The following is a 12,452-nucleotide window of genomic DNA, read 5'->3' on the forward strand; positions in this document are numbered from 1 at the left end:
ATCGCTGTAATTGCTCTCTATCTTTTTCATAAGGTTTGCATACGTTATCGATTCATTCTGAAATGTTCTTGTTCTTTCTTTCAAATCTAGCAGTCTAGTAGATCCCGTAAGACACACCGTTGCTACTTTAATACCTGTTTCTGTTCGAACAACAATACTCTCTACAATCCCCGTAAAGATTACCTGATTTTCACCTTTCTCATCAATAACATACAGCGACGCATATCGAATGGATTCCGCACTATGTAGTACATCTTTCTCTTTGCTTGCTTCTATTATTCCCCGTATCCTTGCTTTCCCATGTTCATTGACCTTCTTGTAGATACTACATTCCTCTATCGTCAGAAAATCTACAAGTGAAAGTTCTATTCTTATATCGCGCATCCCTTTCCATCTCCTTTATTATTGCTTTGTCTCATCTCTTATGGATTGTATTACCTGCAACAGAAGTGGTTTCCATAGGATATGGTCACTGTAGATACAGTTAAAGATTCCATGCACCATCTTTCCTTCCATCGGGAAGCAGTACCAAAATTGATAAATCTTCTCATCCAACCCGTGCGATTTAAAATCAAACCAGCCAATGGTAATGCACTCACGTTCCTCTATAGCATCATTCTCATTACTATTTTTTGTCCCAATCGATTCCTTCTCTATCGCTACGTTGTCTTCCCATATATTCATTTCCTCATTATCAAAGAATACATTTGCTGGCTGTATTCGCTTGATTATCATTCGCATTCCCTCTTTTGCTTCCTTTACCATCTCGTTTGTAAGAATCGTATCCACAACAGAAAATGTAAAGTTTACATCACCCATCTCATTTGTCTTAATGATTTCTGGTCTATTCTCCGATGGATATTTAATCTTTGCATACTCGTAAGGCATATCTATAAATTTCTTTGGTAGCATGATGCTCATTGTTCCCTCAAATAGTTCCTGACGTTCAAACTCGAATAATTCTTCTTTTATGTAGACACCTTTATAAATGTCTCCTCGCTCATTTACTTTGTAAGCATTCATTGCTTCTATTACAATTTCATCTTCGTATCCCATATCTAGCTCTCCTAACTTTTATACCACTTTTTCTTTGTACAATACTTTTTTTGCAGATTTTATCTATTTTATATAGTTTTATCTATTTTGACGTTCTATACTTCCTTTATGTTCTTGCCATCTTCATCTCCGTTGGCGTATGCAATACAACATTTTTACCAACAAGCCTAACCTTTCCTTCCGCCGTTATCGATAACTTTTTACTGCTTTTAAGCGTAACAGCCCCCTCATCTTCTAGCGTAAGTTCTAACCCACTCTCTTCTGCAGATAGTCCGATTGCTGTTTCTGCAAGATATAATTCCTTTCCATGCTCCGTGGAAAGACATTTTCTATCTGGATTTTCTTCCTCTTCTGAATCGTCTTCTCCATTAGAATCACTTGCCCCACTACTCGCATTTACTACTATATTGTAGGATGCTTGACTACTCGATGTCTGACTAGTTACGGTTTTACTACTTACTGCTTGACTAGCAATGGTTTCCTTGCTTTTCTTCTTCACTCCAACTTTTCCTGTCTTTATACAATTAACCGCTTGCGCACTACTTTCCTTCTCATTGGAAAAATATAAGGATACCGTTGAACCTACCTTTGGCATACAATACATCATACTTCCTGTATCAGGAACCCAATCATAAGCATATGCAGTATCTTCGTTCTGCTCCTTATCAATATCGAGATGGATACGAATCGTTTCTCCATCTACCTTTATCACTTTTCCTAGAATCGATAGCCCTGCAAAGACTTCATTATCTCGATATTTCAAAGCGACCAATTGCTCTCTTGCAAGTATGTAGCTAAAACAAAGTTCTCCTTGTTGTAGCGTCACTGTTTTTTGACATATCTGCAATTCCTGCTCGTTAAACTCCGCCTTATCACCGATATCATAATCTTTCGTTTCCTCTATCTTGTAATATAGAAACTGGTTCTGCCTTAACCCTGCCTCTTCTCCTCCTTGTATAAAAAACTGTTCACTGATACCAGTTTCATATTCCACCTTTGCAATCTTTCTCTTTTTTACTACTCCTGGCATTCCAAACCAAAACCTTGGATAGGGTTCTCTTACTTCGGGGTATAGCACACCATTCACATGACTTGCTAATCGCATGATAAACTCCCAGTCTGTTTCCATATATTGAATCAGTGGCTTTACTAGGTTTTTTATTGTATTCTCATTGCATATGACGTCTGCCCTTGAGGTATCCTTTATTAACGCTTTCACAAGAGACGGGTAATCCTTGCTTACATCTTGGAACGAACGGCTTTTTATCTCTCGATCAAGCAAGATTGTTCCTGAAGAGAGCTGTATGTCAAGATACGAGATACCTTCTTTTTCCTTATATCGTACACTCCTTGGATAACCTGAAAACAACGGCTGCAGTGGCTCACTACCATCTTCCTCTAGGATAATTATTTTCACAACATGCTCTTCAAGATGAATGCTTTTCATCTTCTCCTCATGTTTTTTCTTACTTATTACACCCACGATTCTAGCTGTCGCATGTCTATTCGGTTCTATCTGTATCTCTAATTCCTTTATTTCTGTAATTCCTAATCCACCTTTTAGCTTGATGCGTTCATAGGAAATCGCACACATAGTGTTTTACCTCCTGTCTATTCTTCAAATTCCTGTCCTGAAGTAATTGGTATAATAATTCCTCCCCACCGACATACCAGATAGGAGTTCATCGTAACCGCTGCCTTTTGACTTGATATTTTTGTTGACCTCTTTACAGGCTTCCAGATTCCAATCGTGCAAGGTGCACATCTTGGCCCCTGTACCTCTACTCCTGTACTCTCTTCTCCTTCTGGCACATACGCATCAAGTAGAATCTCCTCTGCACCTACAGGCGGTGTTCCTCCTAAACAGACTCCAAAGTAATTAATATTTTTTCCTACCATACAATCCCATTCATCAATAACTGGCTTTCCAAGCGCGTACACACCATGACATTCTGGTAAATTCAATCTTCTTGGATGACTTCCACATTTACACGCAAGCATTGCCCCTCTAACTAGATACTCCTCCGAATTATTTCCCATCTTATCTACCTTTCCTTTCACTATTGATTACATAGGTAATTGTGAAACTCTCAATATACTTGACTGCTTCTTGATTCACGTACATTGACTAAAAAACGATAGCAAAACATCTATAGTACTTAGATATGTAGCGTGTTTTGTGTTACTGTATGCGAAACAAGAAGCTTACACAACATAACTTGAGTTTCACAATTACCGTACTACCTACACCACTTCAACCTCTGTAATCGCAAATCCGATTGCCTCTCTTCTTATCATGCTCTCGACAACATCAAGCCTTGCAATAACATATCTCTTCTTTACACCACCGATTACAAATATCGATTTATCCTGCACTTTTTCTTCCTCGATAACGATTTTCCTTAATCCGACATGCATCATGTCAAATTCACTCTGCTCCGACAAGCAGTCAATTTCCTCAAGTGTCGGCATATAATATGTTTCTGTTATCCCATTGCCTTGGTCTAGCAAGATGAATTCTTTAAAGCCTAACGTTGGTTCAAACTTTATAAGCAACGTTTGAAGTAATTCCGATACCATAAAGATAGGTCCTGCAATGATATCAACAAACAACGTATCTTTATCTTCTTCCAATCGAAATAGCATTCGTTTTGGTATCTTATAATAATTCCCCTGCTTGATTTCCCAAACATGAAGCTGTTGATGTAAGTCTTTGAATCTTGGTATCCTTGCATACCCCATATCCTGTTCTATTAGAAAGTACTGCATGTTCGCCCTCCTGTCTCATTAAGCATCTCCATTGGATAGATGGTATGTAACTTCTCAAGATATCCTCCGTATAATACCTTGATATCCTCTTCCCGCTCTAACTTTTTGTACAGCTCTAGTTCAAACAACTCTCTTATCAATTCCATCCCGTATACTTCTACTATCGCCTTATACGCCTTCGCATACTCCAGCTTCATTTTCTGATATTCTTTATATCTCCAATAATAGATTCTTTTCTTTGCTTTTTTATCTAACTCCTCTATATCCTTCTCATAGTATTTCATAATAAAACTGGTATCCCATCTACTCGATACTTCATTGCGGTCAAAATATAGGTTTTTATCATACATCTGAATCTGCATCTGATAACTCCCCGTCATAACCGCTGACTCCAAAAAGAATATGCAGATATAGGCAATCTTACCTTTCTTCCCAGCCTCCTGCTTCTTAATTCCCTTCTGTAATAAGTTTTCTATAACCCTTAAAAACTCCGCTCTATGTACTTGCTTTGTTTTCTTATAGTCAATAAAAAATGCATTCATACTGTCTTTAAACTGCTCTTCGATTATCGTTGTTAGGAATTCTTCACTGTTCTCTAGCTGAAACATCGGATAACGCTGATATTGATTTCTAACTTGTTCTAGGTTCATCCTACTTTCCTCTCTTTTTTCTTAATGCTTCATGGTAATATTTATTTTTTCGTCTTATTCTTCTTAATTATTACATTTTATTTTGTTATTTTACTACTTCCAATTATTTGTGTATATGGTAAATTAATACTATGTTTTGATATGTTTTTTACTTTTCATATTTACTTTACGGTTACAATATTGTAGAATTATTAGCAAACAATAGGGAGGGATACACGTATGAAGAAAGGTTTAAGACAAAAAATATTTGCTATTTTCTATGTTATGATTTTACTAATAACAGCTATTTTTTCAACATCAGAAATAGCCATTGCTCGTACTACAAAAAAAATATCACTAGGCAAAGAAATATCTGCTGAAAGTCTTGATTTGGATCATCAATACTATACTTTCACCATTAAAAATAAAATGAAAGTTAAATTTAGTGTTTCAGTTGAAGAACGTGACTATTCTTATGACGATTACGATTCTCCCAAGATAAATGTATCATTAGAAACGGATCATCAAGAAGAGGATATCAATATTACTAAAAATGATTACTGGTTTATTAAAGCAGGCACCTCCAAAGAAGCAACTGTTGTACTTGAAGCAGGAACATATACAATAAGAGTAATGGGATATTGTCCCCCTTTACCATATACACTTAAAATTGATGATGTTTCTACATATGCAGACAAAATAACAATTCCTTCCAAGGCTACCGTTCGAATTGGAAGCCCCAAAAAACTTAAAGTAACATTGACTCCCTCAAAATCCTATAGTAAGGAATTAACTTGGAAATCATCAAATACTAAAATCGCTACGGTTTCAAAAGATGGAACAGTGACTGCCAAATCAAATGGCTCGTGTACTATTACAGCAAGTTTTAAAGGCGGAAATTCAACTAAATGTAAGGTCACTGTCCCTGCACCTAATTTAGATGAAAAATTATATCTCCAAAAATTCTATATTAATATTCAAAATTTTTATGTTGATAGCATTGGCAGTCGCAATTGCGAATTTGGTTTTTTTAACAGATTTAATAAAGATGTAACTTATGTTGAATTCACTGTGTTTCAGTACGATAATAAGGGTGACAGAGTTCCAACCTATTCATTATTTTCTGGTACAAACTTTATTGTAAATAGCACTATTGAAGCTAAAACAAGTGGAACTGCTACTTATTATGTAAGCGATTATGCACAAAAGATTAAAGTATGCGTAAAGAAAATATGGTTTAAAGATGGAAAAACATGGACGAACCCACTATATAAAACATGGGAAAAGAAATATAAGAGCAAATATTCATAGACATAAAGACAAAGTGAAGGTTTCTATCAACTATTAATCTGTTGATAGAAACCTTCACTTTAATAAATAATATATAAAACCATTCCAGACTACGTCCTTCATATTACGATTGTAAATTAAATCTGCATGACAACCTTGCCACACCAAGCACTTACAACGTCTCCACAAACCTCATAAACGCTTCCTTACCTTCTACATCACGTTTATACACACCAGCATGCTCTAACACTTTCGCAAAAACAATACCGATCTCTTCTTGAATAATCTCATGGATATTGTCTGCATTCATCTCTGGGTGTTTATTCACAACTTCCACAGCCCAATCCGCATGAATGGCTAATGCTTCATTCTTAGCAATATCTTCTTTTGCAAGAAGTGCTGTTTCTAACTGTTCCATCTCTGTTTTAAGTCTTGCTGGTAATACGGCAAGTCCCATTACTTCGATAAGTCCAATATTTTCTTTCTTAATATGATGAAGTTCCGCATGTGGATGATATACACCAAGAGGATGTTCCTCTGTTGTTATATTATTACGAAGAACTAAATCAAGTTCAAATACTTCTCCGTTCTTTCTTGCAATTGGAGTAATTGTATTGTGTGGTTCTCCATCTGTCTCTGCAAAGATAAACGCTGCTTCATCTGTATATCCTCTCCATGCTGCAAGGATATGGTCACCTAAGTCTACAAGACGAGTTACGTCTTTGCTACGAAGACGAATTACAGACATCGGCCATTTCACAATTCCTGCTTCCACATCTTCATATCCACCAATAACAAATGTATCTTCAATAGGAGCATCTGCCATTGCAAATTGATAATGTCCACCTTGGAAATGGTCATGACTTAATATCGAACCACCTACAATCGGAAGGTCTGCATTCGAACCAACAAAGTAATGAGGAAATTGTTTAACAAAATCAAATAACTTCACATACGTATTCTTCTCAATCTTCATTGGCGTATGTTCCCCATTGAATACGATACAATGTTCATTGTAATAAACATATGGAGAGTATTGAAATCCCCACTTTTGGTCATTAATTTCAATTGGGATAATTCTATGATTTTGACGTGCTGGATGATTGACTCTTCCTGCATATCCTTCATTCTCTACACAAAGAAGACATTTTGGGTAACCACTTTGCTTTACAAGCTTTGCTGCTGCGATTGCTTTTGGGTCTTTCTCTGGTTTTGATAGGTTAATTGTAATATCAAGTTTACCATAGTCCGTATCTGTAACCCATTTTACATCTTTTTCAATACGATATCTTCTTATATAATCGGAGTCCTGACTTAATTTATAATAATAATCGGTTGCTGTCTCTGGAGATTTCTTATACTCATCCCAGAATGTACGGATAACTTCAGAAGGTTTCGGCATCAATTTGCTCATGATTTTTGTATCGAACAAATCACGGTATACAATGCTGTCTTCTTTCATAATTCCTTGCGCAACTGCATAATCAAGCATTTCATTCAATGTTTTTTCTAAAGAAAATGTTTCATTAGAAACTGCATTTTCCTCTTCTAACTCATCAAGTTCGAACAGTTCCAACAAAGCATTTGTTGTAAATACTTTATCTTCCTCTTTTATTAGTCCATTATCCAAAGCATATTGAGTAAGTTGCTTAATATTATTATGAATCATCTATTTCCCTCCAAATCCATTAGGATGTGTGCTATGCCATTTCCATGCAGTTTCAATGATTTCTTCTAAGTCTGCATGTTCTGGTTTCCAACCAAGTACGCTTCTAGCTTTGTCACTTGATGCGATTAATTGCGCTGGATCTCCTGCTCTTCTAGGAGAAACAACTGCTTTAATTTCATCTCCTGTAACTTTTCTAGCCGTATCAATTACTTCTTTTACTGTGAAGCCTACACCATTTCCAAGGTTGAATATGTTGCTTTCTCCACCTTCTGCAAGGTATTTTACAGCAAGGATATGTGCTTGCGCTAAATCTGTTACATGGATATAATCTCTTACACATGTACCATCTTTTGTATCATAATCTTCTCCGAAGATTCCGATCGATTCTCTTTGACCGTTAGGAACTTGAAGAATCAACGGGATAAGATGACTTTCCGGATTATGTGCTTCACCAATTGTACCACTTACATGAGCACCACATGCATTAAAGTAACGTAATGATACGAAACGAAGATTATGTGCGTTTGCTGTCCATTTGAACATCTTCTCCATAGATAATTTTGTTTCACCGTATGTGTTTGTTGGTTCTGTTCTATCTGTTTCTAAAATTGGAACTCTCTCAGGTTCACCATAAGTTGCAGCAGTTGAAGAGAATACAATCTTATCAATTCCATGAGCAATCATAGCTTCTAATAAAACTTTTGTTCCGCATAAATTGTTGTCATAATATTTTAGTGGGTCAACCATACTTTCCCCAACTAGTGAATTTGCTGCAAAATGAATTGCTGCATCGATTTTTTCCTTCTCAAATACGCTGTCGAGGAATGCACGATCTCTGATATCACCTTTGTAGAAACGAGCCTTTTCATGAACGGCTTCAATATGCCCTGTCTCTAAATTATCAATGATAACAACATCTTCACCTCTATCAATTAATTCATATACCGTATGTGATCCAATGTAACCTGCTCCACCTAAAACTAAAATTGTCATATTATTTCCCCTTTCTTAATTCCATAACTTTCCCTATCCACTATTTGAAAGTTGTGATTATGCATACATTTCACGAAAAACAAATAATTTCTCGCTGAGTAACAAACTGCCAAACTATCGAAATCCGCTCTATTCGAGCTACTTTCTCATGTTTTGCGGGTCTCAAAGTCATACTTTTTCATGCAAGTATGAAACACATGACCTTTTGCCCCTTGCATCATCATATTTCTTTATTATAGCACTTACTTTCACTCTATGACCAGTAACTTATAACACAGTTGGACCATTTCCGATCTCTACTACATAGAAATCCGCTTTATAACCGATTTTTTGTAGATATAAATCACTAACATTTTTAATGAAAGCGTCAACTGCTTCATCTTTCACAATGCTTACTGTACAACCACCAAATCCTGCACCTGTCATTCTTGAACCGATTACACCATCTTGTTCCCAAGAAGCTTCTACTAATGTATCTAATTCAATACCTGTTACTTCATAATCATCACGAAGGGATACATGAGAAGCATTCATTAATTTACCAAATGTTTCAATGTCATTTGCCTTTAATGCATCTACCGCTTTGATTGTTCTTTGGTTTTCATAAACTGCATGTTTTGCACGTTTTCTTCTTACATCATCACCGATAGCATCTTTGTATTGTTCAAATTGCTCTTCTGAAAGTTCTCCTAATGATTCGATTGAAACAACTTTCTTTAATTCTTCCAGTGCTGTTTCGCATTCACTTCTTCTTTCGTTGTATTTTGAATCACCTAAACCACGTTTCTTGTTACTGCAAGCGATTACAATCTTCGCACCTTCTAACTGGATTGGAGCGTATTCATATTCAAGATTACTTGTATCAAGGAATATCGCATGGTCTTTTTTACCCATTGCAATTGCAAATTGATCCATGATGCCACAGTTTACACCAATAAATTTGTTCTCTGCATATTGACTAATTAATGAAATGTCAATTAACGATGTATCGAATCCAAATGTTTGTTTTAATATGTAAGCCGTTACAACTTCAAGCGATGCTGATGATGATAATCCTGAACTGTTCGGGATATTACCAAAGTATAAGATATCCAATCCCGCGTCGACTTTCATTCCTCTTTCTGCAAATGCCCAAACAACACCTTTTGGGTAGTTTGCCCAGTCATCTTCCTTTGCATAACTCAAATCTTCTAATGATACTTCGATAACTCCTAATTCTTCAAAGTTAACAGAATATAGACGTAAATTACGGCTTGTATTTTTTCTAGCAATTGCATATGTTCCGATTGTTAATGCACATGGGAAAACATGACCTCCATTATAATCTGTATGCTCTCCTATAAGATTAACTCTTCCTGGTGCAAAATATGGTATTACTTGACCTCCTGGCCCAAATACTGCTGTAAACTTTGCCATTAATTCTTCTTTAATTTTTTGCATCGCTAGTCTCCTCTCATTTAATGAAATATATTAATTTCAGTTTTTATGTTTTAAAACACGTTTTTTGTTCTTAATTGTATTTTACATCAAATGACGCTTGATGTAAATAGATTTTTATTATTTATTTGTAGATTTTCATCACGATATCTTGTTCATAATCACCAAAGCCATTACCAAATAGATTCATTCCACCTCGATGCTCTGCATTTTCCTTAACGCCAATTCGTACCGCAATATATTCACGTTCTGAAAAACCAAACTCCCGAATGCTTTTTGCAGAGTATTTTTCATCATCAAGATAAATTCCATCAGTTGTAATCACCCATGTTTTTAATATGCCATACTGCGTATTCTTATCTGGCCACCACTCTGGATTCAATCTTCCTCTGCGACCACCAAAGTCACTTGGACACTCCCATGTTGCTGCTTCGATTCCATTTACCCACAACGTGATATCCGAAGGATATTCCATATTATAATCATGATCTTCCGAACATAGTTCTGCTGAGATTTCAATTCTAGTTGGTTCTCCTTCCATAATACTATTGTTCGGGAATCTATATTCTACATATCCATCTCCAAACCATAATAACTTCGCATGCATTCGTTCTGGATTATAGAAACATCTTGGTTCATCCTCTTCATCAATCGGCCCTTTTAAGCTGACAAGCCCACATGTTGGTGTCACCTTATAATCCACATAATTCCCAATCGGCATCTGAATTGTCTCTACCTCTTGATGAATCTCTGCTTTTGTGCATAGGTTCAAAGAAGCACGTTCCACTTGCAGCGTACATAACTTCATAGAACCACGAATTCCCGGTAACAACGTAGTACGAATGATTCCCGCTTCTTCTAATACACGGATGTGTGATGCCGCTGAGGATGGTGCTAATTCCAGTTTTTCCGCTATCTCATTAATATTATACTCTTGTCTATATAACAATTTAATAATCTCTATGCGCACCTCTGACGATAGAGCTTTTCCAACTAACGCTACTTGTTTTTCATCATCAAGATTCAAATCAATGGTTCTCATCATAATAACAAATATACTCCTTTACAACAGAATTTTTGTTGTAATCAGTATAACACACTCCTGCCCACATGACAATACTTGCTTTTTATGATATAATGTAGTCGGAGTTTGTCAGTTACTTTTCACTCCCAAGCCTCTAACCATGCTACAAGGCTATGGGCTAATAACGCAGAATAACCAGCAGACTTACATTATTACAAAGGAGGATTCTTATGGATATCACAGCACTTTCAGGCAGTTCAAGTCAAGCAAACCTTATGACGCAAGTTAGCGCATCTGTTTTAAAGTTATCTATGGATACAGTAGAACAAGCTGGAGCTAGCATGATAAAGATGATGGAAAATTCCGTTACTCCTAACCTTGGTGGAACAATCGATATTTCTATCTAAGTCAAACAAAAAAAGAATCTAGCTCGACGAGAGACAGATTCTTTTTTATTTATCCTATTATTTTTGTCCGTAATAAGCATTTGCTCCATGTTTTCTTAAGAAATGCTTGTCCATTAATGGTTGTGGAATTGATGTTACATCTGGGCGAATCATTTCTGTATAATGAGCCATCTTTGCAACTTCCTCTAATACAACCGCATTATAAACTGCTCCTGCTGCATCTTTTCCCCATGTGAATGGTCCATGATTTGTACATAATACACCTGGAACATACATTGGATTCTTTCCTTCGAAAGCTTCGATAATAACTTTACCTGTGTTTTTCTCGTAAGCTTCATCGATTTCTTCTGGTGTAAGACTTCTTGCACAAGGAATTTCTCCATAGAAATAATCTGCATGTGTTGTTCCATAACTTGGAATACTTCTTCCTGCTTGTGCCCATACAGTTGCCCAAGGTGAATGTGTATGAACTACTCCACCGATTTCAGGATATGCTTTATATAACTCAAGATGAGTTGCTGTATCTGTTGATGGATTATACTTTCCTTCTACACGGTTACCTTCCATATCAATAACAACCATATCTTCTGGTTTTAAATCTTCATAATCAACACCACTTGGTTTGATTACAAACAAACCTTTCTCACGATCAATCCCACTTACGTTACCCCATGTGTAAGTTACAAGATTTCTCTTAGGTAATTCCATATTTGCCTCATATACTTGTTGTTTTAATTGCTCTAACATATTCAACTTCCTTTCTTATCCTCTTTTATATTTGAAATTTTTATATTTGAAACAATGACAGCGATACGGAGTCATTATTCTGCTAACGTAACATTTTTAATGCGTTATTCAAAATGTTTTCTCGACAACTATAGTTCACGCTTCATACAGGAATCACGAATAATCAATTCCGGTTCTATTACTCTTTCCACTTTACTCTCTTCATCTTTAATTCCAGCAATTTTCTCTAACAACAATTTTGCTGCTAATTCACCAAGAAGTTCTTTCGGATGTGCAATTGTTGTCAATTTAACAGATGCTGTTTCTGCTAAGAGCGAGTTATCATAGCCTGTAATTGATACATCTTCAGGTACTTGCATTCCTAATTTATTCAGATACAGCATAATCTTATGTGCAATCTGGTCGTTATAGCATTGAACTGCATCAAACTT

Annotated in this window: 14 protein-coding genes; 2 read left to right on the forward strand and 12 right to left on the reverse strand. The window is 36.1% G+C overall.

The window, feature by feature from the left end; translation table 11 throughout:
- The 6 genes from RMR19_RS12440 to RMR19_RS12465 all read right to left on the reverse strand — a co-directional run.
- A partial coding sequence (locus RMR19_RS12440) for a hypothetical protein (protein ID WP_310603812.1) occupies positions 1–384 on the reverse strand: 384 nt, incomplete at its 3' end.
- An 18-nt stretch (positions 385–402) separates the two neighbouring features.
- Positions 403–1,056 (reverse strand): hypothetical protein, encoded by a 654-nt coding sequence (locus RMR19_RS12445; protein WP_310603813.1) that lies wholly within the window; start codon positions 1,054–1,056, stop codon positions 403–405.
- Positions 1,057–1,162: 106 nt separating this feature from the next.
- Positions 1,163–2,650, reverse strand: a complete 1,488-nt coding sequence (locus RMR19_RS12450) for a hypothetical protein (protein WP_310603814.1) — start codon at positions 2,648–2,650, stop codon at positions 1,163–1,165.
- Positions 2,651–2,667: 17 nt separating this feature from the next.
- Positions 2,668–3,096 (reverse strand): DUF4280 domain-containing protein, encoded by a 429-nt coding sequence (locus RMR19_RS12455; RefSeq protein WP_310603815.1) that lies wholly within the window; start codon positions 3,094–3,096, stop codon positions 2,668–2,670.
- Between the two features lie 204 nt (positions 3,097–3,300).
- Positions 3,301–3,825 (reverse strand): hypothetical protein, encoded by a 525-nt coding sequence (locus RMR19_RS12460; RefSeq protein ID WP_310603816.1) that lies wholly within the window; start codon positions 3,823–3,825, stop codon positions 3,301–3,303.
- Entirely contained in the window at positions 3,810–4,475 is a 666-nt protein-coding gene (locus RMR19_RS12465) for a hypothetical protein (RefSeq protein WP_310603817.1), read from the reverse strand. Before RMR19_RS12465 ends, RMR19_RS12460 begins: the two co-directional genes overlap by 16 nt.
- A 219-nt stretch (positions 4,476–4,694) precedes the next feature.
- Here RMR19_RS12465 and RMR19_RS12470 point away from each other — a divergent pair, with 219 nt between their 5' ends.
- Positions 4,695–5,765, forward strand: a complete 1,071-nt coding sequence (locus tag RMR19_RS12470; RefSeq protein ID WP_310603818.1) for an Ig-like domain-containing protein — start codon at positions 4,695–4,697, stop codon at positions 5,763–5,765.
- A 151-nt stretch (positions 5,766–5,916) separates the two neighbouring features.
- Here the strand turns inward: RMR19_RS12470 and galT are convergent, their stop codons facing one another.
- From galT to RMR19_RS12490, 4 genes are all read right to left on the reverse strand, one after another.
- Positions 5,917–7,413 carry a UDP-glucose--hexose-1-phosphate uridylyltransferase gene (gene galT / locus RMR19_RS12475; RefSeq protein WP_310603819.1) on the reverse strand — a complete coding sequence of 499 codons (1,497 nt, stop codon included), beginning with the start codon at positions 7,411–7,413 and terminating at the stop codon, positions 5,917–5,919.
- On the reverse strand, positions 7,414–8,406 hold the full coding sequence (gene galE, locus RMR19_RS12480; RefSeq protein ID WP_310603820.1) for a UDP-glucose 4-epimerase GalE: 993 nt from the start codon (positions 8,404–8,406) through the stop codon (positions 7,414–7,416).
- A gap of 267 nt (positions 8,407–8,673) precedes the next feature.
- Positions 8,674–9,846: a galactokinase gene (locus tag RMR19_RS12485; protein ID WP_331654727.1), complete on the reverse strand. Its 1,173-nt coding sequence runs from the start codon at positions 9,844–9,846 to the stop codon at positions 8,674–8,676.
- 121 nt (positions 9,847–9,967) lie between these two features.
- The gene (locus RMR19_RS12490; protein ID WP_310603821.1) at positions 9,968–10,888 is read right to left on the reverse strand and encodes an ArsR/SmtB family transcription factor; all 921 of its coding nucleotides are present in this window, start codon (positions 10,886–10,888) and stop codon (positions 9,968–9,970) included.
- 209 nt (positions 10,889–11,097) lie between these two features.
- Here RMR19_RS12490 and RMR19_RS12495 point away from each other — a divergent pair, with 209 nt between their 5' ends.
- On the forward strand, positions 11,098–11,274 hold the full coding sequence (locus tag RMR19_RS12495) for a YjfB family protein (RefSeq protein WP_310603822.1): 177 nt from the start codon (positions 11,098–11,100) through the stop codon (positions 11,272–11,274).
- Positions 11,275–11,331: 57 nt separating this feature from the next.
- On the opposite strand, the gene RMR19_RS12500 is transcribed toward RMR19_RS12495, so the two are convergent.
- Both RMR19_RS12500 and RMR19_RS12505 read right to left on the reverse strand, forming a co-directional pair.
- On the reverse strand, positions 11,332–12,021 hold the full coding sequence (locus tag RMR19_RS12500) for an L-ribulose-5-phosphate 4-epimerase (RefSeq protein ID WP_310603823.1): 690 nt from the start codon (positions 12,019–12,021) through the stop codon (positions 11,332–11,334).
- 128 nt (positions 12,022–12,149) lie between these two features.
- A partial coding sequence (locus RMR19_RS12505; RefSeq protein ID WP_310603824.1) for a substrate-binding domain-containing protein occupies positions 12,150–12,452 on the reverse strand: 303 nt, incomplete at its 5' end.

Origin of the sequence: Anaerosporobacter sp., assembly GCF_031551385.1 — a bacterium.
In the GTDB taxonomy this organism is placed as follows: Bacteria; Bacillota; Clostridia; order Lachnospirales; family Lachnospiraceae; genus Anaerosporobacter.